This window comes from Streptococcus devriesei DSM 19639, from assembly GCF_000423725.1.
GTDB lineage: Bacteria > Bacillota > Bacilli > Lactobacillales > Streptococcaceae > Streptococcus > Streptococcus devriesei.
Window position 1 is genome coordinate 123,534 of sequence record NZ_AUIN01000013.1, and the last position, 25,698, is coordinate 149,231.

Genomic DNA, 25,698 nt, shown 5'->3' on the forward strand with positions numbered 1-25,698 from the left:
AAAAATCCCTTTAAGCCGAAATGCTAGGATTCAGCTTAAAGGGATTTATGCTTTATTATTTTTATAAATATGCATGGCTGCTTTACTTTTTAAGACAGCCTTTGATAAAGGTGCCCAGCAAAATTGTTCCGCAGACAGCGAGCACAGTCGTTAAGATTTGTTTGTCTGAGATTTCCAGTGAGTAGCTGAAATCTTTTTGTTTAGGCTTATCTGATGCAGTAATCTTTAGTTTCATGAGTTCCTCCAAATTTATTATCCTTATTATCCTTCAATATATTCCTTGAGTTCTTGACCTTTAAGTCCGGCATTGAGAGCAATCAGAAGTTTGAGACGAGCCTTCTGGCTGTTTAATTCTTTGACAAACATCACTCCGGCTTCTTGGAGCTTAACGCCGCCGCCTTCATAGGCATAGACAGGTTCTGCGATGCCGTTAAAGCAGCGAGAGACCAAGGCTACAGGAATACCTTGGCTGATTAAGGTCACAATGCTTTGCGCTGCCTCAGGCGGCAGATTGCCGGCCCCGAGCGCTTCAACGACTAAGCCGTCAATAGTGTCCGGCTGCAAACTGCTTAAAAACCAATTTCCCATACCGGCATAGGCCTTGATAATAGGAACGGTTCCTTCCAAGGTTTCCAAGCGGAAACGAACCCGCGGTTCAGCTGTTTTGAAAAAGAGAATATCGTCTTTCATGATAATTCCAAGAGGGCCGTGTGTCGGTGTCTGAAAGGTTGAAACATTGGTTGTATGGGTCTTGGTGACATACTTAGCGGCATGGATTTCATCGTTCATAACCACGAGAACCCCTTTGTCGGCTGCCTTATCATGACTGGCAACCCGCAGGGCAGACAGATAATTATAGATACCATCGCTGCCCAGCTCGTTGGAAGACCGCATGGCACCGGTCAAGACAATGGGAATAGCAGGCAGCAGCATGGTATCAAGAAAATAAGCAGTCTCTTCTAAAGTATCTGTTCCGTGTGTAATGACAACACCATCATAGGAACCGGCTGTTTCACGAATTTTTTGTGCTAACAGCAGCATGTGTTCAACCTTGATATGAGGACTGGGCAAGTTGAAAAAATCAATTGATTCAATCTGGATATCATCCAGCGTAAAACCGACGTTTTTCATAGGATTTTCCTTATCCGGGACAATCTTGCCGCTTTCATCGGTATGCATGGAAATGGTTCCGCCTGTATGCAAAACAAGTATTTTTTTCATCGTTTTTAAAATTCTTTCAAATTGTGTTATACTATATTTTAACATAATTTAAAGGAAATAAAAGGTGATACCGTGGCAATCAGAGCAGTTTTTTTCGATATTGACGGCACTTTGCTCAATGATCGCAAGCATGTTCAGAAATCTACCCAGCAGGCAATTAAAAATATGAAAAAACAAGGCATCCTTGTTGGTGTGGCGACCGGCAGAGGGCCTGCTTTTGTTGCACCTTTTATGGAAAATTTGGGTCTGGATTTTGCCATTACCTATAACGGTCAGTATATTTTTACACGCGACCGTGTTTTATACCAGAATCAGCTGCCCAAATCAACTGTTTACCGTGTTATTAAATATGCCAGTGAACAGCGCCGTGAGATTTCTCTGGGGACGAGTTCCGGGCTTGTGGGGTCAAATATCATCAATATGGGAACCAGCCGCTTTGGCCAATGGGTCAGCCGGATTATTCCTAAAGGGTGGACCAGAACAGTAACCAGAAGTTTTAAGCATATTATTCGTCGGGTGAAACCTCAGAATCTGGCTAGCTTAATGACCATCATGCGCCAGCCGATTTTTCAGATCGTTTTAGTGGCAACCAAGGAACAAAGCAAGGTTATTGCTGAAAAATTTCCGCATTTGACCATTACCCGCAGCAGCCCCTACTCGGCTGACTTGATTTCTAAGGGAATGTCTAAAATCAAGGGGATTGCCCGCGTTGCCAGAGAATTTGACATTGAAATGTCTGAGGTTATGGCTTTCGGCGATTCGGACAATGACATCGAAATGCTGTCTGGTGTTGGTCTGGGCGTAGCTATGGGCAATGCCAGTGAGCAGATTAAAAAAATTGCCAGCTATACAACTGCCAGCAACAATGATGACGGGATTTCAAAAGCCCTGTCACATTTTGGCCTGATTCATCATAAAACAGCCAAAGTATTTTCAAGCAGTGACGATAATTTCAATAAGGTCAAGGATTTCCATCAGCTGATGGACGGAGAAACCTGCGAAACGCCAAGAGTTTATGATATTATTGAGGGCGGACATCGCTCAGATTTCAAAGCAGAAGAGCTGGTCGAATTTTTATACGCTGCCAGCAATGGCGACCAAGAAGCGTTTGCCCAGGCTGTCCGGCGGCTCCACCAAGCTGTTGACAAGGCGGCTGATAAGGTCTTAGCCAAGCCGCATCCGGAAACACCGCTGGTCGGGCAGGTGGATGCTTTGACAGACCTGCTTTACTTTACCTACGGCTCCTTTGTTTTGATGGGAGTGGATCCTAAGCCTTTTTTTGACACTGTGCACGAAGCCAATATTGGAAAAATTTTCCCGGACGGCAAAGCACATTTTGATCCTGAAACCCATAAAATTTTAAAGCCGGACGACTGGGAAGAGCGCTTTGCTCCCGAACCGGCCATTAAAAGGGAGTTGGATCGCCAAATTCAAAAGTCTCTGCGCAAGTCCTAAGAACCAAAACTCACTAGCAGGAATAAAAAACGAAACTGTCTTTGCATTTGCGGTTTTAAGCTGCCATTTTAGCAAATAATGAGCTGCTGAAGAATAAGAATAATAAAAAATGAACAAGCTGACCGTGATTTTGTATCAGATATCAGCCTGTTCATTTTTTATTAATTTGTTTTACTTATAATGTTTTTTCAGGGTCACGGACGACCAGCAGATCTACCTTAGCATGGCGGAGAATATATTCTGATGAAGAACCGATGAGAAGGCGTTCGAAAGCGTTGAGACCGGTTGCTCCAAGCATAATAAGGTCAACTTTTTCACGCTCAGGAATTTCGGTGGCTAACAGAGGTTTTGGATTACCGAATTCAATAATCTGTCTGACATTTTCCAATCCTCTTTCGCGGGCTTGCTTTTCATAGTCATCTAAGACGCTGTGAGCTTCTTGTTCCAGCTTTTCATAGATGTAAGCATCAAAGGTTGCAACGCTTTGGAGTGCCCGCGTGTCAACGACATGGGTCAAGAGCAGATTGGCATTATTTCTAAGAGCAACACTGACTCCTTTTTCAAAAGCCAGTTCGGACTCATAGGAACCGTCAATAGCAACCATGATATTTTTGTAAGTAGACATAAGCTAAACCTCCGTCTCATCTCTTTTACTTATATTGTAACCCTTTTCTGAAAAAAAGTAAAATATATCTAAGCAGTCGCCGAAGGGCTTTATGAGCAGCTATGCCTGAAGGAAGGATGAGTTTTTAAATCTTCTGTGGATGAGGGTCACAATCAGTACTTTTATGGTGTCGCCGGGGATAAAAACGAGATTGGCTAATAATGCCTGATGCAGCGGCATATGAGACTGAATGGTCAGGCCGACAGCTCCCATGACATCTATAAATACAGCTCCCGCCAGCCAAATCAAGAAGAATTCTAAGAAGGCGTTAGCCTTGTCAAATTTTTCGGTGACCAGTCCCACCAGATAAGCTGCAAAGGGATAGGAAAACAAATAGCCTGCTGTAGGTCCCATGAAAGCAGCAATATTGCCGGATCCGCCGGATAAGACAGGCAGCCCCAATGCGACCATGACAAGAAAGATGAAGACGCATAAAAATCCCCGTTTAGAGCCTAAGAGAGCTCCTGCCAGCATAATGCCCATATTCTGTAAGATAATGGGAACAGGAATAAAGCCCAGAGGAATGCCGGGAATAAAACCAAGCGCAATGATAATAGCGATCATGACGGCGATTAAAGCAACTGTTTTTGTTTTCATAGTGATAGGATCTCCTTTCAGTTAACCTAAAATATTTTTGAGGGTAACTGTATTATGACATATTTTTTTGGCAAAAGCAAGAAGAGCTTTAAAAACACCGGCTGCCTGGTCAACAGATGAGGTCAAAATGTCTACAGGCCCCTAGGGGCCTGATTGCGATTTTAACCAAAATGCGCTACAATAATGACACCAATGTAACCAATGAGGTGAAACGATGAGAGAATTTAACAAGTCCATCAAACTTGAACATGTTGCCTATGATATTCGCGGTCCGGTCTTGGAAGAAGCCAATCGCATGATTGCTAACGGTGAGAAGATTTTGCGGCTGAACACCGGCAATCCGGCCGCTTTTGGTCTGACTGCTCCGGATGAGGTTATCCGTGATTTAATTATGAATGCGCGTGAGAGTGAAGGCTATTCGGACTCAAAAGGTATTTTCCCGGCTCGTAAGGCCATCATGCAGTACTGCCAGCTGAAAAATATTCCTGATGTTGACGTTGATGATATTTATATCGGCAATGGGGTCTCTGAGATGATTACCATGTCTATGCAGGGACTTTTGGATGACGGAGACGAAGTCCTAATCCCGATGCCCGACTATCCGCTCTGGACAGCATCTGTCAGTCTTGCAGGCGGCCATGCCGTTCATTATGTCTGTGATGAAAGTTCTGATTGGTACCCGGATATTGATGATATCAAGTCAAAAATCACTTCCAATACGAAAGCTATCGTTATCATCAATCCTAATAATCCTACGGGCGCCCTCTATTCTAAAGATGTTTTGCTGGATATTGTTGAAATCGCCAGACAAAATGATTTGATTATCTTTGCGGATGAGATTTATGACCGTCTGGTAATGGACGGCGGTGAGCATGTGGCTATCGCCAGCCTAGCGCCGGATTTGTTCTGTGTGTCAATGAATGGCTTGTCAAAATCGCATCGTATTGCTGGTTTCCGTGTCGGCTGGATGGTGCTGTCCGGGCCGAAAAAGCATGTCAAAGACTATATTGAAGGCCTCAATATGCTTTCAAATATGCGTCTTTGTTCCAATGTTTTAGCTCAGCAGGTTATTCAAACGTCCTTGGGCGGTGTGCAGTCTATTGATAAGCTTCTGCTGCCGGGAGGCCGTATTTACGAACAGCGCAATTTCATTTACAAGGCCATGAATGAAATCCCCGGAATTACTGCCGTTAAGCCGCAGGCCGGACTTTATATTTTCCCTAAGATTGACCGCAGCATGTACCGCATTGATGACGATGAGCAGTTTGTGCTTAATTTCCTCAAACAGGAAAAAGTGCTTCTTGTTCACGGCCGGGGCTTTAACTGGATGGAACCGGATCACTTCCGTATCGTTTATTTGCCGCGTGTTGAAGAGCTTTCTGAAATTCAGGAAAAAATGACACGCTTTCTCAATCAGTATCGAAAATAAAAGGGCTTTCAAAAAAGTTGTCAAACAGTAAGGAATTTTCTGACAATTATTTGCATTCTAAAAAATCCTTTGTTATAATAGTTTTGACTATCAAAGAAAGAGTGACTTATGGCTAATTTATTATCGAAAACACGGCGTATTACGTCTATTTTGCAGCGGTCAGCCGAGAGTCTTCAAAGTGATTTACCCTACGATACGATTGCAGATCAGTTGGCTGAAATTATTGACTGCAACACCTGCATTATCGATGGGAGCGGTAATATTCTCGGCTATGCGATGAAATATAAAACCAATACCGATCGTGTTGAAGAATTTTTCCAAGCAAAAAAACTTCCTGAGGACTATGTCAAAGCGGCCAGCCGTATCTATGACACAGAGGCTAATCTGTCAGTTGAAAATGAGCTGACGATTTTCCCGGTTGAATCCAAGGATATCTATCCGGATGGTTTAACGACCATTGCTCCCATTTACGGCGGCGGTATGCGTCTGGGTTCTCTGATTATCTGGCGCAATGACAAAGAGTTCAATGACGATGATTTGATCTTAATTGAAATTGCCTCTACGGTTGTAGGGATTCAGCTCTTGAACCTGCAGACAGAAAATCTGGAAGAAACTATTCGCAAGCAAACGGCGATTAATATGGCGATTAATACCTTGTCTTATTCAGAAATGAAAGCTGTTGCGGCTATTCTCAATGAACTTGATGGCAATGAAGGCCGCCTGACGGCTTCGGTCATTGCCGATCGGATTGGTATCACACGCAGTGTCATCGTCAATGCTCTGCGGAAGCTTGAGAGTGCCGGTATCATTGAAAGCCGATCGCTGGGTATGAAAGGAACTTACTTAAAAGTAATTAATGAAGGTATTTTTGATAAGCTGAAGGACTACAGTTAATGACAAAGGCACTGATTTCAATTGACTACACCTATGATTTTGTAGCTGATGACGGTAAGCTGACAGCAGGTGCACCGGCTCAGGCAATCTCAGAAAGAATTGCTCAGGTGACGCAGGCTGCTTACGACAAAGGCGACTATATTTTCTTTGCTATTGACGGGCATGACGAAGGCGATACTTTCCATCCGGAAACGAAACTTTTTCCGCCCCACAATATCAAAGGTACGAGCGGCCGCCATTTGTACGGCCCCTTGGCTGATTTTTATCAAGATCATCAAAAGGACAATCGGGTCTTTTGGCTGGATAAGCGCCACTATTCTGCTTTTTCAGGAACAGATTTGGATATTCGGCTGCGCGAACGGGGTGTTAATACAGTTGTTTTGACAGGGGTTCTGACAGATATCTGTGTTTTGCATACAGCGATTGATGCCTATAATCTCGGCTATCAGATTGAGGTTATAAAGTCGGCTGTGGCCTCTTTAAACGAGGAAAATCATCAATTTGCTCTCAGCCACTTGCAAAATGTGCTCGGGGCAACTATAATAGAATAATCAGAAAATTAAATACGAAGAGAAGCAGAGTAGGCCTTGTAAGCTTGTCCAGAGAGCATCCGTTGCTGGGAAAGATGCCAAGCTAAAAGAATCCGAAGAACATGCTTTAATCTCCTATCTTAAAAATTTAGGCGTTTTATTCACGTTACGAATCAAGAGGTTATCAATACTTTGATGACAAATAACAGTGGCACCGCGGTCTTCGTCTGTTTGATGAAGGCGGTGCTTTTTTAGTTACAAAAAGAGGGAATCATGAAAGAATTATTTATCGGAAACTATGGTGTCGAACAGGTAGGACAGCGATTGACAGCTAAAGGCTGGGTTGCAAATATCAGAAATCACGGAAAGCTCGCTTTCATTGAACTTCGTGACCGTGAAGGCATTTTGCAGGTGTTTGCAGACAGTACGATTGCTGATTTTGAAAAACTCCACGATTTGCATAAGGAAAGCATTCTGGCGGTAACCGGTGAAGTTGTTGCCCGCGATGAGCGCTTTGTTAATCCTCACATTAAATCAGGTCAGGTTGAGCTGCGGGCAGAAAAGATTGATATCATTGCTGACAGCAAGGCTCTGCCTTTTGAACTGGACAATCATGCCCATGCCGGTGAGGAGATCCGTCAGAAATACCGCTACCTTGATCTGCGTCGGGAAAAGATGACCAGCAATCTCAAACTCCGCCACCAAGTGACAAAGGCCATTCGCAATTATCTCGATCAGGCTGATTTTATCGATGTGGAAACGCCCTATCTGACCAAATCAACGCCGGAAGGTGCCCGCGATTTTCTGGTACCGTCGCGCGTTTTCAAAAATCAGTTTTATGCTCTGCCGCAGAGCCCGCAGATGTTAAAGCAGCTCCTCATGGGAGCAGGGCTTGAGCGCTATTATCAGATTGTCCGCTGTTTTCGTGACGAGGATCTCCGTGGGGATCGCCAGCCTGAATTTACTCAGGTTGACTTGGAGATGAGTTTTGTCAGCGAAGAAGATGTCCGGCAGCTGGTAGAAGGCATGCTCAAAGCGGTTGTCAAAGCCAGCAGAGGCATTGACATGCTTGATGATTTTCCGACAATTTCCTATGCAGAAGCTATGCGCCGCTTTGGTTCTGACAAGCCTGACACCCGTTTTGCCATGGAGCTTAAAGATTTAACGGAACTGTCAAAAGGCAACCCGTCGCTCTTTTTGCAAAAGGGACTGAAAAAGGCAAATGGTGCTGTTCTGGGTATTTGTGCCAAAGGTGCAGCCTCAGCCTTTACCAATCGGCAAATGGCTGCACTTAAGCAGTCAGTTATGGATTTTGGCGTTGCCGGCTTTGCGACAGCGACTGTAGAAAATGGACAAATTACAGGCTCTCTCAAATCGACTTTCAAAGAGCATAATGCTCAATTGCTGGACTTGTTTGGAGCTGAGGACGGAGATCTAATTTTCTTTGCAACAGGGTCTTTAAAACGCGTGCAGGAAGCTCTCGGTGCCTTGCGCCTGAAACTGGCTAAAGACCTAGAACTGATTGATGAGCGTCAGCTGAATTTTCTCTGGGTGACAGACTGGCCGCTGCTGGAGTGGAATGAAGACTTGGGCCGCTACCAGGCCATGCATCATCCTTTCACCCAAGGAGCTTTTGAAGAGGGCAGCAACTGGCAGGAAAATCCTGAAAAGATCATGAGCCGTGCCTATGACATTGTTTTAAACGGCTATGAAATCGGCGGGGGGAGTCTTAGGATTCATGAACGTTCTGTACAGGAAGCTATGTTTGAGCTGCTGGGCATGAAAAAGGCTGACTATGAACGCGATTTTGGTTTCTTCCTTGAAGCTTTAGACTATGGCTTCCCGCCTCATGGAGGGTTAGCTTTGGGGCTTGATCGCTTGGTTATGATTTTAGCAGGAGAAGAAAATATTCGTGAAGTCATCGCCTTTCCTAAAAACGGTCAGGGAGCGGATCCCATGCTTGAGAGCCCAAGCTTTGTCGGAGAGCATCAATTGGCGGATTTACGCCTTGATTTGCGTGACTAAGCTGTTGGTTTTATGGTAAAATAAAAAAGTTAGTGATATTTTATTAAGGAGAAAATAATGAAGATTTCAGAAGCAGAAGTTCGCCATGTGGCCAACTTGTCCAAGTTGAAATTCTCGGATAGCGAAACGACAGAATTTGCGACAACATTGACCAAAATTGTGGACATGGTCGAATTACTAAATGAAGTTGATACAGAAGGTGTGCCCTTTACTTCCAATGTAGCTGATAACATCAATTACATGCGTGAAGATGTTTCTGTACTGGGCTGGAGCCGTGAGGAACTGTTCAAAAATGTTCCGGAACACGAAGACGGCCTTATTAAAGTACCTGCCATTATTGATGACGGAGGAGATGCCTAATGACTTTTAATAATAAGACAATTGATGAATTGCACAGCCTTCTCGTCAATAAAGAAATTTCAGTGCTTGAGTTAACAAAAGCCACTTTGAAAGATATTGAAGAGCGAGAAGATCAGGTGGGCTCTTTTATCACTGTGACTGAAGAAGAAGCCTTGGAACAGGCGGCAGCACTTGACCAAAAAGGTGTTGATGCTGACAACGTCATGTCAGGTATTCCTCTTGCTGTCAAGGACAATATTTCAACAAAGAACATCCTGACAACAGCTGCGTCAAAAATGCTTTATAATTACAAGCCTATTTTTGATGCGACTTCTGTTGAAAAGCTCTATGCTAAAGACATGGTCATTATCGGTAAAACCAATATGGATGAATTTGCCATGGGCGGTTCAACAGAAAATTCCTATTTTAAACTGACTAAAAATGCCTGGAATCAAGACAAGGTTGCCGGTGGCTCATCCGGTGGTTCCGCTACTGCAGTAGCTTCCGGTCAGGTTCGTCTATCTCTTGGTTCTGATACCGGCGGATCTATCCGCCAGCCTGCAGCTTTTAATGGTGTTGTAGGGCTCAAACCGACTTACGGCCGTGTCTCTCGTTTTGGCTTAATTGCTTTTGGCTCTTCTTTAGATCAAATCGGTCCTTTCTCGCAAACCGTTAAAGAAAACGCCCAATTGCTCAATGTCATCTCAGGTCATGACAAGAAAGATTCGACCTCTTCTCAGGAAGCAGTACCTGATTTCACTCAGTTCATCGGTAAGGACATCAAAGGAATGAAGATTGCCCTGCCTAAAGAATACATTGGTGAGGGTATTGATGACAAGATTAAAGAAACCATTTTAAAAGCAGCTAAGCACCTTGAAAGTTTGGGAGCTGTTGTTGAGGAAGTCAGTCTGCCACACAGTAAATACGGCGTAGCGGTTTACTATATCATTGCATCGTCAGAAGCATCTTCCAACTTACAGCGTTTTGACGGTATTCGTTATGGTTATCGCACCAGCGACTATGAAAATCTGGATGATGTCTATGTCAATACCCGCAGCGAAGGCTTTGGTGAGGAAGTCAAACGCCGCATCATGCTTGGAACCTTCAGCCTGTCATCCGGCTACTACGATGCCTACTTTAAAAAGGCCGGTCAGGTTCGGACACTGATCATGGAAGACTTTAAAAAGATTTTTGCAGATTACGATTTGATTTTAGGTCCGACAGCACCGACGGTTGCCTATGACTTAGATTCCCAGCACCACGATCCGGTAGCGATGTATTTAGCCGATCTTTTGACCATTCCGGTGAATTTGGCCGGTCTTCCGGGAATCTCGATTCCAGCCGGTCTGGCAGATGGGCTTCCTGTGGGAATGCAGCTGATCGGCAAGCCGTTTGATGAAGCTAAAATCTATCAAGCAGCAGCAGCCTTTGAAGCGACAACAGATTATCACAAACAGCAGCCCGTTATTTTTGGAGGTGACAACTAATGAATTTTGAAACAATCATCGGCTTAGAAGTCCACGTTGAGTTAAAAACAAATTCAAAAATTTTCTCACCTGCACCGGCTCATTTCGGAGAAGATCCAAATGCCAATACCAATATTGTCGACTGGTCTTTCCCGGGTGTTCTGCCTGTTATGAATAAGGGTGTTATTGATTATGGGATCAAAGCAGCCTTGGCACTCAATATGGATATCCATCAAAGGATGCATTTTGACCGGAAAAATTATTTCTATCCGGACAATCCCAAGGCCTATCAGATTTCTCAGTTTGATGAACCGATCGGTTATAACGGCTGGATTGAAATTGAATTAGAAGACGGAAGCACCAAGAAAATCCGCATTGAACGTGCCCACTTGGAAGAAGATGCTGGGAAAAATACCCACGGTGCAGACGGTTATTCCTATGTTGACCTCAACCGCCAGGGCGTTCCCCTGATTGAAATCGTGTCGGAAGCTGATATGCGCTCGCCGGAGGAAGCCTATGCTTATCTGACAGCGCTCAAGGAAATTATCCAGTATACCGGTATTTCCGATGTCAAGATGGAAGAAGGGTCTATGCGGGTTGATGCCAACATCTCTATCCGTCCTTACGGTCAGGAAGAATTTGGCGTTAAAACAGAGCTGAAAAACCTTAACTCTTTCAACTTTGTGCGCCGCGGCTTGGCTTATGAAGAAAAACGTCAGGCAGAAGTGCTGCGTGCAGGCGGTGAGATTCAGCAGGAAACCCGCCGTTATGATGAAACAACAGGTGAAACTCTGCTCATGCGTGTCAAGGAAGGGTCAGCCGACTACCGCTATTTCCCAGAGCCTGATCTGCCAATCTTTGAAATTGAAGATGAGTGGATTGAAAAGGTTCGGACGGAATTGCCGGCCTTTCCCAAAGAACGCCGTACGAAATATGTCAATGACCTAGGTTTGTCGGCTTATGACGCTGCCCAATTAACCAGCTCAAAAGCTATTTCAGATTTCTTTGAAGCTGCAGTAGCTAAAGGAGCAGATGCCAAATCTGTCTCTAATTGGCTGCAGGGAGATGTGGCGCAGTATCTCAATGCAGAAGGCCAAAGCATCGACCAAATCGGCCTAACACCTGAAAACTTGACAGAAATGCTTAAGCTGGTAGCTGATGGCACTATCTCTTCTAAAATTGCTAAAAAAGTCTTTGTGCACTTAGCTAAAAATGGCGGTTCAGCAGAAGAATATGTCAAATCAGCCGGTCTTGTCCAGATTTCAGATCCGGCACAGCTCCTGCCAATCATTCAAGAAGTCTTTGCCAACAATGAAAAGGCCCTCAATGACTACAAGGGCGGCAATAAAAACGCGGCTAAGTCCCTCGTCGGCCAAATCATGAAAGCAACCAAAGGCCAAGCCAACCCGCAGATAGCACAAAAGCTGCTCAATGAGGAATTGGCGAAGCTGGTTGATTAAGGTTATTGTTATTTTGTTTTTACAAAGAGCAAGCAAAAAGTGCTTGCTTTTTCTTTGTTTCTAAGACTTTTGTGGATTTTATGACTAGACAAGTTTATGGTGTGAGAAAAATATGAAAAACGTAACATAAATTAATTGTATTGTAAAATTTCTGACAATGTTTTATAATGATAAGGCAAAGGAAAAATAAATTAAACTTGGAGTATAGATATGAAAAAGCTTGTATTGTGGTCTGTATTGGTAGTAGTAGTTATTTTTTTAGCTTTTTTAAATCCTTATTTGGCGGGGATTGTTGGCATTGCCGGGGTTTGGTTTTTAAAGGATTAGGAGAATAAAAATAGAATGAAATTATTAAAGAAAGTATGGAAGACAGTAACGAAAATTGCTAGCTATAAAATTTATATGTGGGTCATTGTATTGATAGCTGCAGGAGGAATAATTTTTTATCGGTATAGTGCTAATCAAAACAAGATCAAACTTGCTGATAGTTCTCAATCCTACTCAATGGTGAAATATATTGAGGAAACAAACGAGACAGTTTTCCTAAATGTTGGTATTGAAAAAGTAGATACACTTTCTAATGCGACTAAAGTACTTGGTATAACAATTCCTTATTCGCAGAAGAAAGCAATGATTATTTTAAATTATGCAGCAAAATTAGGAATTAAAAAAGCTGTTTCAGTAACTAAAACAAAAGAAAATAGTTTTGAGATTAAAATCCCTAAATTTGAAGTTATTGGTGTAGAACTAGATAGTAAACAGCCTTATAAACTGTATAATAAAAGCGGAGAATTATTAAGCGGTTCTACAAAAGAAGTAGATACAGGGAAAGCAGTTACTTCATCACTGACTAGTAAAAATCAGAAACAATACTTGAAGCAATATTCCCATATGATAAAAAAGTCTGCTGAAAATTATTATAAAACTTTATTTAAATCTGCTTATCCTGATGTTAAGTTGACTTTTATTTACGAAAATTAAAGAATAAGACCCTGCTGTTGTTAGGATAGCAGGGCTTTTTCATCCTCGCCTTATTCTTCATTTTATGTTAAAATAAAGGGTACTATTTTATTTGGAGAAATCTGTGAGTATTGAAAATTATCGACCCGATTTTGTGGTAGAAGCTGTTTACGATTTGACCCCTGATAGCCTGCGAAAACACGGAATTAAGGCCGCTCTTGTGGATCTTGACAATACCTTGATCGCCTGGAATCACCCGGACGGGACACCCGAGCTGCGTGAGTGGCTGGACAGTATGACCGAGGCTGATATGCCGGTGGTCGTAGTTTCCAATAACAGTCATGCGCGTGTCAGACGTGCGGTAGAGCGGTTTCATGTGGACTTTGTCAGTCGGGCCATGAAGCCTTTTGCGCATGGGATTAACGCGGCTGTCAGCCGCTATGGCTTTTCAAAAGATGAAGTGGTCATGGTCGGAGATCAGCTGATGACGGATATTCGTGCGGCACACCGAGCGGGGATTAGGAGTATTTTAGTGAAACCTCTGGTTGAATCCGATGCCTGGAATACCAAGTTTAATCGTGCGCGTGAGCGCCGGGTTTGGAAAAAAATCGAAGAAAAATACGGTAAATTCGTATACAAAAAGGAAATCTAAGTGGAAGCATTATTTTGTATCGGCTGCGGAGCCCAAATTCAAACGCAGGAAAAAGATCAAGCAGGTTACACACCTCAATCGGCTTTAGAAAAGGGATTGGAAACAAACGAAGTCTATTGCCAGCGCTGTTTTCGGCTGCGTCACTACAATGAAATTACCGATGTGCATATCTCTGATGATGCTTTTTTGAAGCTTTTGCACGAAGTGGGCGACAGCCATGCGCTTGTTGTTAATGTGGTTGATATTTTTGATTTCAACGGCTCGGTTATTCCCGGCCTGCCGCGCTTTGTCTCCGGCAACGATGTTCTTTTGGTTGGAAATAAAGCTGACATTCTGCCTAAATCTGTAAAGGCTGCTAAGGTAAAACAGTGGCTGAAAGAGCGAGCTCATGAGGAAGGCCTTCGTCCGGTTGATGTTCTCTTGACCAGTGCGCAAAATCATTATGCCATCAAGGAATTGATAGAGCGTATTGAAGAGCTGCGTAAGAGCCGTGATGTTTATGTGGTCGGCGTTACCAATGTCGGCAAGTCAACGCTGATTAACGCTATCATTAGGGAGATTACCGGGAACAAGGATGTGATTACCACTTCGCGTTTTCCGGGAACGACGCTGGATAAAATCGAAATTCCGCTGGATGACGGCAGCTATATCTTTGATACACCGGGGATTATCCACCGCCATCAGATGGCTCATTATCTGTCGGGCAAGGCGCTCAAATACATCAGTCCTAAAAAGGAAATCAAGCCTAAGACTTATCAGCTTAATCCTGAACAGACCCTCTTTTTAGGCGGTCTGGGCCGCTTTGATTTTATTTCCGGTGAGAAGCAGGGCTTTACCGCTTATTTTGACAATAATCTGCAGCTTCATCGGACCAAATCAAGAGGGGCAGATGCTTTTTATGATAAGCATGTTGGCGGTCTTTTGACACCGCCGGACAAGAAAGAACTGGAAGATTTCCCGCAGTTGGTGAAACATGAGTTTACCCTTAAAGAAAAGACGGATGTTGTCTTTTCCGGCTTAGGATGGATTCGGGTCAAAGGACCAGCAAGGATTGCTGCTTGGGCACCGCAGGGCGTCGCTGTAGTGACACGAAAAGCATTAATATAAAAACATAAAGGAAGATTATGGCATTAACAAGTAAACAAAGAGCTTTTTTAAAGAGTGAAGCCCATTCGCTTAAGCCGATTATCCAAATCGGCAAGAACGGTCTCAACGATCAAATCAAAACAAGTATCCGAAAGGCTCTGGATGCACGCGAGCTGATCAAGGTGACGCTTTTGCAGAATACGGATGAGAATATCCATGACGTTGCAGAGATTTTGGAAGAGGAAATCGGTCTTGAGACAGTTTTGAAAATCGGCCGTATTTTGATCCTGTATAAGGAATCCAGCCGCAAGGAAAACCGGAAGATTTCAGCTAAAGTTAAAACAATCTAAAGAGTTGATTTTGATAGTGGAGGCAAGATGGCTTTAGAACTGTTGACACCTTTTACCAAGGTGGAATTGGAAGAAGAAAAAAAAGAAAGCAATCGTAAACAGGTTGGTATTTTGGGAGGCAATTTTAATCCTGTCCACAATGCCCATTTGGTTGTTGCTGATCAGGTAAGGCAGCAGCTGGGACTTGATCAGGTGCTTTTAATGCCTGAGTTTATACCGCCTCATGTTGATAAGAAAGAAACCATTGATGAAAAGCACCGTCTAAAGATGCTGCAGCTGGCGATTGAAGGTATTGAAGGGCTTGATATTGAAACGATTGAGCTGGAACGCAAAGGAGTCTCCTATACTTACGATACTATGAAACTGCTGACCGAAAAAAATCCGGACGTTGATTATTATTTCATCATCGGTGCTGATATGGTTGACTATCTGCCTAAATGGTATAAGATTGATGAGTTAGTGCAGCTGGTGCAGTTTGTCGGTGTTCAGCGGCCTAAGTATAAGGCCGGGACTTCTTATCCGGTGATTTGGGTGGATGTGCCATTGATGGATATTTCATCCAGCATGCTGAGAGAATTTATCCGCAAAAATCGAAAGCCCAATTTTCTATTGCCCAAGCCGGTTCTGGACTATATTGAGAAAGAAGGACTGTATCAATGACCTATGAAACTTATATCGGTCTGACGCGCGAGAGCCTGTTGGAAAAGCTCCAAACGCAGGTGTCCCAAAAACGCCTGAAGCATATGCTAGGTGTTGAAAAAGCCAGCGTCTACTTGGCTGAAATCAATGACTATGATGCTGAAAAAGCAGGGCTTGCAGGCCTCCTGCATGATTATGCCAAGGAGCTGTCCGATGAGGAATTCCTTGCTTTAATTGACAAGTATGACCTCAATCCTGACCTTAAAAATTGGGGCAATGAAGTCTGGCACGGCATGGTCGGCATTTACAAGATTCAGGAAGATCTGGGATTGACAGATAAGGAGATTTTGCGGGCTATCGAAATCCATACGGTCGGAAGCAGCCACATGACAACTTTGGATAAGATTGTCTATGTGGCGGATTATATTGAGGCTAATCGCGATTTTCCGGGTGTAGACAGGGCGCGTGAAATTGCTGAAAAGTCACTGGATAAGGCGGTGGCCTATGAAACGGCACACACAGTTGAACATTTAGCACATCTGGCTGTGCCGATTTATCCGCAAACACTGGAAACTTATAATGCTTATGTAGATTATTTAAGAGAGGATTAGATGAAGGACAAAGAGTTATTAGAAATCATCGTCAAGGCTGCTGATGAAAAGCGGGCTGAAGATATTGTCGTATTAGATTTGCAAGGGCTGACGACCTTGACAGATTATTTTGTTATTATGCACGCGACCAACAGCCGTCAGCTGGAAGCTATTGCTGATAATATTCGTGAGCAGGTCATCGCCGCAGGAGGCAATGCCAGCCATATTGAAGGCGACTCAAAAGGCGGCTGGGTGCTGCTTGATCTCAATGATGTGGTTGTTCATATCTTTTCAGGAGAAGAGCGTCTTCACTACAACCTTGAAAAACTCTGGCACGAAGCGCCGCTGGTGGACGTGTCAGAATACTTAGCGTAAAAGGTAACCTTGCCAAGCGGCAAGGTTTTTGACCACTGAATGGCAAGTATTAGCAATCGAAGATTAGCTGACGCATCCACTGCCTAAGGCAACAATCAAAAACGACATATATTATGGAAAAAAATTACGAAAAATTTGCATCGGTTTACGATGCTATCATGGACGACTCGCTCTACGATCTCTGGACCGACTTTTCGCTTCGCCATTTGCCAAAAGATAAAGAAAACAAGAAACTCCTGGAGCTGGCCTGCGGGACCGGCATTCAGTCTATTTGCTTTAAGAAGGCCGGTTTTGATGTGACCGGACTGGATTTGAGTGCGGGCATGCTGGACTTGGCAGGCAAACGTGCCGAGGCAGCGCACGTGGATGTTCCTTTTGTGCAGGGCAATATGCTGGATTTATCCCCAATCGGCAACTTTGATTTTGTAACCTGCTATTCGGATTCGCTCTGCTATTTGCAGGACGAGGTGGAGGTTGGTGATACCTTTAAAGAGGTTTATGATCACCTCAATGAAGGCGGGATTTTCATTTTTGATGTGCACTCGACTTATCAGACGGATGAGGTTTTTCCGGGCTATTCTTACCATGAAAATGCCGAAGACTTTGCCATGGTCTGGGATACTTATGAAGATGAGGCACCGCATTCGGTTGTCCACGAGCTGACCTTTTTCATTCAGAACGAAGACGGGCATTTCACGCGCTACGATGAGGTCCATGAAGAACGCACCTATGAACTCTTAACCTATGACATTTTGCTGGAGCAGGCAGGCTTTAAAAAAGTTAGCGTCTATGCCGACTTTGAGGATAAGGAGCCGACGAAGACCAGTAAGCGGTGGTTTTTTGTGTGTGAGAAATAGGAAAAAACCCCTAAATACGACTTTAGACCCACTCAAGAGAGTGGGCTTTTTTGCTATAATATAGATAATTTTCGTTTTTTGAGGTTGAATATGACAAATTTACTGATTATTGTGGGACTTGGCTTTGCCGGCATTGACCCTGTAGGTATGTTACTGTTGCTTGGCGGCTTGGCTAAGGGATTTGATAAGAAGAAAACCCTCATTTATGCGCTAGGTGTCTTTCTGGGGACCAGTCTGTTAGGAACGGTTTTATCTGCTGTTTTTGGCAATAAATTGAGCTATTTCATAGAGAAGCTATTATCTAGTCTTTTTAAGCTGCCTGATAGTCTATGGGTTGTCATTTACATTTTTATCATTTTCTTCCTTGTTATTTTAGGGCTAAAGAGGCTACGAGCTATCGAAAAGATTGCGCAAGATAAAGCAGCAAAGGGAGGTAAAAAGGGGCTTTGGGGAATGATTGGTTTTATGATTATGACAGCTCTCATTGATCCCACCTTCATTGCTGTTTTAGCCCTTTCGGGACGGCAACGTTTAGTATTAGCTTTTATGAGCAACCTTATCTGGGTTGTTTTAAGCCAGCTGCCTCTTTTTTTACTGACGTTCACCATTTTGACTAATAAACATCTAATATTTACAAAATGGTTTGATAAGCTTGTAGCAAAACATCGACAGCTTGTTAGAAATATGGTAACGGGCCTGGTTTTTCTAGCGACCTTTGTTTTGTGTTCAGATTTGATCACTTATTTGATAACGGGGACTTGGCTTATTAACTAAAGAAACAGCATAAGGCAATAGTGACAAAAGCTGGCTATTTGATAGCCTTTTGTTGTTCCGTAAATCGTAAAATATTGTTCCGTTAAAACATCTATTGTTCCGACCTATGGTATAATAAAGTAATAGAAAAAGATAAAAAAGAAGCCAGCAGCAACAAGCATGCCTTGTTTTTTGTGTGTGAAAAGTAGGACGAGGAAAAAATTCTAGTTTTAAACGTTCCAGAGTAGCAATATGGAAAGAAACATATGGATGAACTGATTTTTATAAACCAAAAAAATAAAACAGCCGAAGTTGTGAACTACCAATTAGAACCGACCAATAAGGTTAGAGTTCAATTTCAAAGTGGTAAAGAATGCTTATATAAAAAAGAAAATGTAAAAATTTATCACTACTTACAAGAACTTCCTGTAAACAATTATCAATATCGTAGATTAGGACAAGGGCCTTACACAAATGTTGTATCAGTTAAGAAGTATTCTTGTGCGAATGAAGTTAAAATTATGATTTGTTTTAAAAACGGCAGCTATAGTATTGTAGACTCTGATAACTTAGAAGTTGAAGAATCTATCTTTCTTAACGAGCAATCGCATAGTATTTTTTCTTATTTAAAAAAACTCGCTGATTTAAATGATCTTCGGGATGAGGATGGCAACTCTTTATTAAGTAAGAATTATGATAAAGTAGATTTCATATCAAAAAAGATCGTGTTGACTCGCTTCTTATTACCAAACTCTTCAAAAGAAAATCCCCAATTAGCTGATACGGAGCTAATTTTTCCTTTTGGTTGTAATAATAGCCAATTTACAGCAACAAAGCATGCAATGGAAAATCAAATTAGTCTCATTCAAGGGCCTCCAGGTACAGGAAAAACTCAGACTATTTTGAATATCTTGTCAAATATCCTTTATAGGGGTCAGACAGCCCTTGTGGTCTCAAATAATAATTCTGCTATTGCCAATATTTCAGAAAAACTAGCTCAGCCAGAGATATCTTTAGACTTTCTAACAGCTACTTTAGGAAGTCGGAAAAATAAGGACCTATTTCTAAATAACCAATCTACAATTTTTCCTGATTACTTGCCGGAGTTTTCTAGTGATGCCAATAAAGATATAAGTATGAATGACCTAGTTCAAGTTTTTGCTATTAAGGAGCAAGAAGCTGATATTAAGTCAGAATTAGCGTTTATTGAGACAGAGTACAAACATTTTCAAGACTACCTAGTAGAGCAAAACATTTTGGAGACAGACTTATCGAATCTACCTTCGAAGAGAGTTTTAGAACTGTTGTTGGATTGTGAGAATCTTTTTGAACAACATAAAAAAGTCGGTTTCATATTTAAACTGAAAAGTTTGTTTAAATATCGAATCAAAGATTTTACTTTTTATGAGCAGGATCCTATATTGTTGGCTACAACAATTCAAAAAGATTTTTACGAATCTAGAATATCGGAACTAAAGAAGACATTATCTAAACTAAAACGTCAATATCAAAGATTATCGGGCGATGATAAATTGATGAAAATGGAGTCGTATTCAAAAACAACTTTAAAATATAAACTATCGCAAAGATTCATACCAAATAGTAAACGGAAATCATTTAAAAATAAAGATTTAGATACTCTAAAATCGTCGAATGATTTTTTGAAAGAATATCCTATTGTTTTGAGTACAACTTTTTCAGCTAAAAATTGTTTAAATACGTCTGTCATATATGACTATTTGATTATAGATGAGGCGTCCCAAGTAGATATAGCCACTGGTGCACTAGCATTGTCCTGTGCTAAAAATGTAGTTGTTGTAGGAGATCTTAAACAACTACCTAATATCGTAACAAAAAAAGTTGGAAAACAAGCAGAGCGTCTTAGGAAAGAAAATAAGATAAGCCCATCTTATAGTTTTAAAAAAAGTTTCTTAGAGGTGATGACAGAGTTATTTCCTGATGAACCACAAACTTTATTAAGAGAGCACTATCGCTGTCATCCTAAAATTATTCAGTTTTGTAACCACAAATTTTACAATGGTCAATTGCATATTATGACAGAAGATAAAGGTGAAAAAGATGTCCTGCTTGCTTACAAGTCTGTGGAAGGGAACCATGCAAGAAACCATGCTAATCAGCGAGAAGTTGATATCATCAAGCAAGAAGTTATACAGCATTACCACTTGAATGAAGACAAGACAGGAATTGTTGCACCTTATCGTAAGCAAGTTAACTTATTACAAGAGCAAGTAGAAACATTTATAAGTGATACTGTACATAAGTTTCAAGGTCGTGAATATGATACAATGATTGTTTCAACGGTAGATAATCAAATAACACGTTTTACTGATGATGCACATTTATTAAACGTTGCTGTTTCTAGAGCAAAGGAACAGCTAATTATGGTCACTTCTGGAAACCAACAGAAGCCCGAGAAAAATATAAGTGACTTAATGGGATATATTTCCTATCAAAATTGTGAAATTAAGGATAGCCAGATTCGATCTGTGTTTGATTACCTTTATAAACAATATGAAAAACGGCGAGAATTGTATTTTAAAAATAAGCAAAGACATTCTAAATATGATTCAGAAAACTTAATGCATGAGTTAATTAAAGAAGTTTTATCTTCCTATACTGATCTAGAAGTTGTGACACAATATCGTTTACAACACCTTATAAGAGATGTTTCATTATTGACAGATGCAGAGAAGACTTTTGCTAATCAAAGTCGAACAAGCTTAGATTTTTTAATATTTAACAAAATAACCAGAGTTCCGGTTTTAGCCGTTGAGGTAGATGGTTATCGATACCATCATCACCCAGATCAAATCAGGCGTGACACTGTGAAAAATAGTATTTTAGAAAAGTATCATATCCCTCTTTTGAGACTACCAACAAATGGTAGTCATGAAAAAGAGCAGTTAGTATCAGCGCTGTCTGATTATGAACAAACGAGTACAATTATCCTATCGGAAGGTGTTGTAAACTCTATTTAACACTACCCTCAGCGATACATATCTTTAAGGAGATCTTATGACCATAACTGGCATCATCGCCGAATTTAATCCTTTTCATAATGGGCACAAATATCTGCTAGAGCAGGCGCAAGGGCTAAAGATTGTGGTTATGAGCGGCAACTTTGTGCAGCGCGGTGAGCCCGCTATTATTGATAAATGGACCCGGGCGCAGATGGCGCTTGCGCATGGTGCCGACCTTGTGGTGGAGCTGCCTTTTCTCGTCTCCGTGCAGTCTGCTGACTATTTTGCGGCAGGTGCTGTAGCTATTCTGCACCGGCTGGGCGTTGATACTCTGGCCTTTGGTACGGAGGAAGTGCTGGATTATCAGCGCTTATCTGATGTTTATGGGGAAAAAGCAGAGCAGATGGAGGCTTTTGTCCAAACGCTGCCAGATGACCTGTCCTATCCACAGAAAACACAGAAAATGTGGGAAACCTTTGCGGGGATTAAATTCTCAGGAGAAACACCTAACCACATTCTTGGGCTTGCTTACGCTAAAGCTTGCGCAGGGAAGAATATCCGACTGCAGCCTATCCGGCGCATCGGGGCAGGCTATCATTCCGATGAGAAAATCGAGATTGCCTCAGCAACGGCTATTCGCAGGCATATCACCGATAAATCATTTGTGGAAAAATCTGCACCCAGCAGTGGCCTGATCTTAAGTTCCCCGCAGGTATCTTGGGGGAATTATTTTAATCTGTTGAAATATCAGATTGTGACCAGTCCGGACTTAACTCAAATCTTTCAAGTCAATGAGGAACTAGCAAGCCGTATCAGCTCGGCTATTCGGAGCGCAGCGACGGCAGAAGAACTGGTGGAAAAAGTCGCTACCAAGCGCTACACCAAGGCGCGCGTGCGCCGCATCCTGACCTATATCCTTGTCAATGCCAGAGAAGCTGGCTTGCCCAAAGCTGTCCATGTCCTCGGCTTCACTGACAAAGGGCGCAAGCATCTCAAAATGGTAAAGAAATCTGTGGATATCATCTCTCGCATCGGCGCTGAACCGTGGGATTCCATGACCCAGCAAGCCGACCAGGTCTATCAGTTGGGCCATCACAAAATCACAGAACAAACATGGGGACGGGTGCCGATAACAATCAAAAATGAAGTTCAGTAAAAATGCTGTGCTTTATTTTTTTGTGTTCTAATACAAAAAAATAAAATTATCAGAGATTTAGAGGTTTCCCTATACCAAAATGATAGGTTTCTGAGAAAGATGATTCAGGCTCAGTCTAGTATTAATGCAGAAGAAGTCTTTCAATATGGTGATAATGGAATATATTCATTTTTAATAAAACCCCAGACAATAAGGAGATTTGACTTATTGTTTATTTTAAGTAGGAAAGACTTGAATGAAAATTTTGATACGATAAAAATTAGTTATTATAATGTGAAAGATGAACATGTGGAATATCTCCTTGATAAAGTGAACGGTGATTGGAATTTAGGTGAGAATCCAATTGATAATGATTGGAAATTATTGGTATGAGTTCTCCTATCAATTTTTTAATTAATAGTTATAATCTAAAGCCTCCAATTGCGATGGGCTTTTGTGATATAATGGATTTGCTATAGTTTTGAAAGTGAAAGGAAACTATGCCTATTAAGGATTATAAATATATAGCAGAGGTGGCGGCCTTGGCTGGCATTATTATGCTGGAATCCAATGCCGAGTGCTATCGTGTGGAAAATACGGTTTCGCATATCTTAGAAACCAGCCAGCTACCGACTGCTGAGGCTTTTGCTAACACCACAGGACTTTTTATTACTCTGGATGGACCTGAGTTGCCTCAGCCCATTAGTTTGGTCAAGCGTATCAAGAAGCGTTCGACGCATTTATCGAGGATTCATGCGGTTAATCAGATTTCCCGTGATTTGACGGCGAGCTGTATCAGTATTGAACAGGCTCATCAGAGGCTGCTGGGGCTGACTGTTGATAAAACGGACTATTCTTTGAAATGGCATCATTATTCGCTTTTGTTGCTGGTACTGTCTTTTACCATTTTATTGGGCGGGAACATGATGGAGGTGGTCTTATCATTTGTTGCGGCGCTCTTGCTTTTATTGACCAATTATCTGAAAGATTGGCTCAAGCTAAATGATTTTATTTTTGGGATAGTGGCGACTTTGATTGTTGCTGCTGTCATTCCAATACTGATTCATATGTTAGGAGATTCGGACATTTCTTTTGATAAGATTATTATTGCTGTCTTGATGCCGCTTTTTCCGGGCACCGCCTTTACCAATGGTTTTAGAGATTCTTTCAAAGGTGACTATGGTGCTGGTCTGGCAAAGATTTTGGAGGCACTTATCATTGCGGTCAGCCTTGGTGTAGGTGTTGCTCTTGGTCTCTTTTTATCGAAAGGAATCATAGCATGGGTTTAATTTTTCAAATTTTAGGAGCTTATCTGGCAACTGTGACATCAGGGGTTATTTTGAAGATTCCCAAATACCTGCTTTATCAAACGGGTTTTATCGGTGCTTTGGGCTATGCCGTTTATCTGCTGTGCCTGCATTTACGCATGGAAAATGCAGTAGCGACTTTGTTAGGCGGGATTATCATTGCATTTTTCTCGCAAATTGTTGCAAGAATCTTAAAAGCTCCTGTGACTGTTTTTTATATTCCTAGTTTTTTCCCGCTTGTACCAGGAGCTGGGGTATATAAAATTGCTTATTATTATATTCAAGGAAATGCTGAATTGGCTGGTCAAAATGTCATCGAATCTATTCTTGTATCAGGAGCCATTGCCTTGTCTATTTTCCTAGTAGATTCTTGTTTGGAAATCACTCATCATTTAAAATCCTAAGTGTGCTTTACTTGGAAAAATAATATACTAATATCTATCGTCTTTTAAAAAGAAAAAGGAGACCCGAGATGATACTTCAAACTGTTCTTGCTTCTTTAGAAGAAATTAAAGACTGGCAGGAAGAAGCTTATAAACACTTGCATGCCAACCCAGAATTGTCTATGCAAGAGCATGAGACCTGTGCTTTTATTGAAAAGACTTTAGAATCTTATGGCTATGAAACTCAGGCTATCGGAGGCGGTATTGTTGGTGTTTTGAAAAATGGGAATGGGCCAACTGTTCTATTTCGTGCTGATATTGATGCCCTTCCTGTTAAAGAGGAAACAAGCCTTCCTTATGCTTCCACAGTTAAAGCAGTGGATGCAGATGGTCAGACGGTGCCTGTGATGCACGCTTGCGGCCATGATCTTCATATCACAGCTGGCCTTGGTGCCGCTTGGGCTTTGGCTCAGCATCAAGGGGGCTGGTCAGGAACCTATATCGCTCTTTTTCAGCCGGGGGAAGAGATTGCAGCAGGTGCTAAGGCTATGTTGGCTGATGGCTTGGTGGACAAGGTTCCGCAGCCTGATGTCGCTTTAGCTCAGCATGTGCTGACTTCACCTGCAGCCGGTAAAGTGGGAACTAAGGTAGGTGCTTTTTTATCTAGTGCAGCTTCTGTCAAGGTGGTCATTCATGGTAAGGGGGCTCATGGCTCCATGCCTAATTTGAGCATTGATCCTATCGTTATCGGATCGGCTATTGTGTCTAAAATGCAAACGATTGTGGCGCGTGAAGTGGATCCTTTTCAGTTTGCAGTGGTGACAGTTGGTTCTTTCCAAGCGGGTCTGAAAGCTAATATTATTCCTAGCGAAGCCACTTTGCTCTTGAATATCAGAGCCTATGATGAAAATGTTAAGCAGGATTTGCTGGCAGCTATTGAGCGTATTGTTTTGGGAGAATGTCAGGCAGGCGGCTGTGTGGAAAAGCCGGATATTGAAGTATTCGACAGTTATCCATTGACGGATAATGATGCTCAAGTGACCGAAAAAGTAAGGACTGCTTTTGAAACTTACTTGGGAAAAGATCGGGTAATAACTTATCAGCCAATGACAGCTTCTGAAGATTTCTCATACCTTGCACAAGCTTTTGGCGTTCCTTATTTGTATTGGGGATTTGGTGGCTTTACTGAAGGACAGGCTGTTTATCCTAACCACAGTTCCTACTTTGCGCCAGCTATTCAGCCAAGCTTAACAACAGGAACTCAGGCAGCCATAATCGCCCTTTGGGCTTATTTAGGAAATTAAGACTCTTTAAAAATCAAAATCATAGCTTATGGAGTCCTTGGCACTTTTTGCCTATTAACTTTGGTTAGGTTACGACGCGTATTTGAGCAGCGACAACACAGGGAGAACAAGCTAGTAAGGTGGCTTGGGCGAACTGTTGTAGCAGCCGCCATTAGCCGTTAGTTAATGAGGGAGATTAACCCTATTAATTTTGCCATCTTACCTAGTCTATTTTTGATTTTTATCTAACTTTATTTTACAGGAGGA

The 25,698-nt window shown here is 42.1% G+C and carries 27 protein-coding genes; 23 read left to right on the plus strand and 4 right to left on the minus strand.

Annotated features, from left to right (window positions below; all coding sequences use genetic code 11):
• Positions 1-82 precede the first annotated feature (82 nt).
• Entirely contained in the window at positions 83-235 is a 153-nt protein-coding gene (locus tag G573_RS11500; RefSeq protein ID WP_169364437.1) for a hypothetical protein, read from the minus strand.
• Positions 236-261: 26 nt separating this feature from the next.
• On the minus strand, positions 262-1,221 hold the full coding sequence (locus G573_RS0103280) for an asparaginase (protein ID WP_027975375.1): 960 nt from the start codon (positions 1,219-1,221) through the stop codon (positions 262-264).
• Between the two features lie 72 nt (positions 1,222-1,293).
• Here G573_RS0103280 and G573_RS0103285 point away from each other — a divergent pair, with 72 nt between their 5' ends.
• Complete coding sequence (locus tag G573_RS0103285; protein ID WP_037586731.1) at positions 1,294-2,676, plus strand: Cof-type HAD-IIB family hydrolase; 1,383 nt, start codon at positions 1,294-1,296, stop codon at positions 2,674-2,676.
• Between the two features lie 175 nt (positions 2,677-2,851).
• On the opposite strand, the gene G573_RS0103290 is transcribed toward G573_RS0103285, so the two are convergent.
• Together G573_RS0103290 and G573_RS0103295 are read right to left on the minus strand one after the other, a co-directional pair.
• Complete coding sequence (locus G573_RS0103290) at positions 2,852-3,301, minus strand: universal stress protein (RefSeq protein WP_027975377.1); 450 nt, start codon at positions 3,299-3,301, stop codon at positions 2,852-2,854.
• A gap of 99 nt (positions 3,302-3,400) precedes the next feature.
• Positions 3,401-3,937: a biotin transporter BioY gene (locus tag G573_RS0103295; RefSeq protein WP_027975378.1), complete on the minus strand. Its 537-nt coding sequence runs from the start codon at positions 3,935-3,937 to the stop codon at positions 3,401-3,403.
• 214 nt (positions 3,938-4,151) lie between these two features.
• Between G573_RS0103295 and G573_RS0103305 the strand changes: the two genes are divergently transcribed.
• The 22 genes from G573_RS0103305 (at position 4,152) to G573_RS0103415 (ending at position 25,452) form a co-directional block, all read left to right on the plus strand.
• Positions 4,152-5,366, plus strand: coding sequence for a pyridoxal phosphate-dependent aminotransferase (locus G573_RS0103305; RefSeq protein WP_027975379.1), 1,215 nt, complete (start codon positions 4,152-4,154; stop codon positions 5,364-5,366).
• Between the two features lie 108 nt (positions 5,367-5,474).
• Positions 5,475-6,260 carry a GTP-sensing pleiotropic transcriptional regulator CodY gene (gene codY, locus G573_RS0103310; protein ID WP_027975380.1) on the plus strand — a complete coding sequence of 262 codons (786 nt, stop codon included), beginning with the start codon at positions 5,475-5,477 and terminating at the stop codon, positions 6,258-6,260.
• Positions 6,260-6,811: a cysteine hydrolase family protein gene (locus G573_RS0103315; protein ID WP_027975381.1), complete on the plus strand. Its 552-nt coding sequence runs from the start codon at positions 6,260-6,262 to the stop codon at positions 6,809-6,811. The genes codY and G573_RS0103315 overlap by 1 nt, the downstream gene beginning before the upstream one ends.
• A 252-nt stretch (positions 6,812-7,063) precedes the next feature.
• On the plus strand, positions 7,064-8,815 hold the full coding sequence (gene aspS, locus G573_RS0103320; protein ID WP_027975382.1) for an aspartate--tRNA ligase: 1,752 nt from the start codon (positions 7,064-7,066) through the stop codon (positions 8,813-8,815).
• A 57-nt stretch (positions 8,816-8,872) separates the two neighbouring features.
• Entirely contained in the window at positions 8,873-9,175 is a 303-nt protein-coding gene (gene gatC / locus G573_RS0103325) for an Asp-tRNA(Asn)/Glu-tRNA(Gln) amidotransferase subunit GatC (RefSeq protein WP_027975383.1), read from the plus strand.
• Positions 9,175-10,641, plus strand: coding sequence for an Asp-tRNA(Asn)/Glu-tRNA(Gln) amidotransferase subunit GatA (gene gatA, locus G573_RS0103330; protein WP_027975384.1), 1,467 nt, complete (start codon positions 9,175-9,177; stop codon positions 10,639-10,641). The genes gatC and gatA overlap by 1 nt, the downstream gene beginning before the upstream one ends.
• Positions 10,641-12,080, plus strand: coding sequence for an Asp-tRNA(Asn)/Glu-tRNA(Gln) amidotransferase subunit GatB (gene gatB / locus G573_RS0103335; RefSeq protein ID WP_027975385.1), 1,440 nt, complete (start codon positions 10,641-10,643; stop codon positions 12,078-12,080). The genes gatA and gatB overlap by 1 nt, the downstream gene beginning before the upstream one ends.
• A gap of 342 nt (positions 12,081-12,422) precedes the next feature.
• Positions 12,423-13,061, plus strand: coding sequence for a DUF4230 domain-containing protein (locus tag G573_RS0103345; RefSeq protein ID WP_027975386.1), 639 nt, complete (start codon positions 12,423-12,425; stop codon positions 13,059-13,061).
• 103 nt (positions 13,062-13,164) lie between these two features.
• On the plus strand, positions 13,165-13,692 hold the full coding sequence (locus tag G573_RS0103350) for a YqeG family HAD IIIA-type phosphatase (protein WP_027975387.1): 528 nt from the start codon (positions 13,165-13,167) through the stop codon (positions 13,690-13,692).
• Positions 13,693-14,799, plus strand: a complete 1,107-nt coding sequence (gene yqeH, locus G573_RS0103355) for a ribosome biogenesis GTPase YqeH (protein ID WP_027975388.1) — start codon at positions 13,693-13,695, stop codon at positions 14,797-14,799.
• 17 nt (positions 14,800-14,816) lie between these two features.
• Positions 14,817-15,128, plus strand: coding sequence for a ribosome assembly RNA-binding protein YhbY (gene yhbY, locus G573_RS0103360; protein WP_027975389.1), 312 nt, complete (start codon positions 14,817-14,819; stop codon positions 15,126-15,128).
• A 27-nt stretch (positions 15,129-15,155) separates the two neighbouring features.
• Positions 15,156-15,788 (plus strand): nicotinate-nucleotide adenylyltransferase, encoded by a 633-nt coding sequence (locus G573_RS0103365; RefSeq protein WP_027975390.1) that lies wholly within the window; start codon positions 15,156-15,158, stop codon positions 15,786-15,788.
• Complete coding sequence (yqeK, locus tag G573_RS0103370) at positions 15,785-16,378, plus strand: bis(5'-nucleosyl)-tetraphosphatase (symmetrical) YqeK (RefSeq protein ID WP_027975391.1); 594 nt, start codon at positions 15,785-15,787, stop codon at positions 16,376-16,378. Before G573_RS0103365 ends, yqeK begins: the two co-directional genes overlap by 4 nt.
• Entirely contained in the window at positions 16,379-16,732 is a 354-nt protein-coding gene (gene rsfS / locus G573_RS0103375) for a ribosome silencing factor (RefSeq protein WP_027975392.1), read from the plus strand.
• 113 nt (positions 16,733-16,845) lie between these two features.
• Entirely contained in the window at positions 16,846-17,589 is a 744-nt protein-coding gene (locus tag G573_RS0103380) for a class I SAM-dependent DNA methyltransferase (RefSeq protein WP_027975393.1), read from the plus strand.
• A 90-nt stretch (positions 17,590-17,679) separates the two neighbouring features.
• Positions 17,680-18,363 (plus strand): hypothetical protein, encoded by a 684-nt coding sequence (locus tag G573_RS0103385; RefSeq protein WP_027975394.1) that lies wholly within the window; start codon positions 17,680-17,682, stop codon positions 18,361-18,363.
• Between the two features lie 245 nt (positions 18,364-18,608).
• The gene (locus G573_RS0103390) at positions 18,609-21,341 is read left to right on the plus strand and encodes an AAA domain-containing protein (protein WP_027975395.1); all 2,733 of its coding nucleotides are present in this window, start codon (positions 18,609-18,611) and stop codon (positions 21,339-21,341) included.
• A gap of 37 nt (positions 21,342-21,378) precedes the next feature.
• Positions 21,379-22,479, plus strand: a complete 1,101-nt coding sequence (locus G573_RS0103395) for a nucleotidyltransferase (protein ID WP_027975396.1) — start codon at positions 21,379-21,381, stop codon at positions 22,477-22,479.
• Positions 22,480-22,578: 99 nt separating this feature from the next.
• Complete coding sequence (locus G573_RS0103400; RefSeq protein WP_027975397.1) at positions 22,579-22,851, plus strand: hypothetical protein; 273 nt, start codon at positions 22,579-22,581, stop codon at positions 22,849-22,851.
• A 107-nt stretch (positions 22,852-22,958) separates the two neighbouring features.
• On the plus strand, positions 22,959-23,747 hold the full coding sequence (locus tag G573_RS0103405) for a threonine/serine exporter family protein (protein ID WP_027975398.1): 789 nt from the start codon (positions 22,959-22,961) through the stop codon (positions 23,745-23,747).
• Complete coding sequence (locus G573_RS0103410; RefSeq protein ID WP_027975399.1) at positions 23,738-24,169, plus strand: threonine/serine exporter family protein; 432 nt, start codon at positions 23,738-23,740, stop codon at positions 24,167-24,169. The genes G573_RS0103405 and G573_RS0103410 overlap by 10 nt, the downstream gene beginning before the upstream one ends.
• A 68-nt stretch (positions 24,170-24,237) precedes the next feature.
• A complete protein-coding gene (locus G573_RS0103415; RefSeq protein WP_027975400.1) occupies positions 24,238-25,452 on the plus strand; it encodes an amidohydrolase in 1,215 nt (404 codons plus the stop codon).
• Positions 25,453-25,698 lie beyond the last annotated feature (246 nt).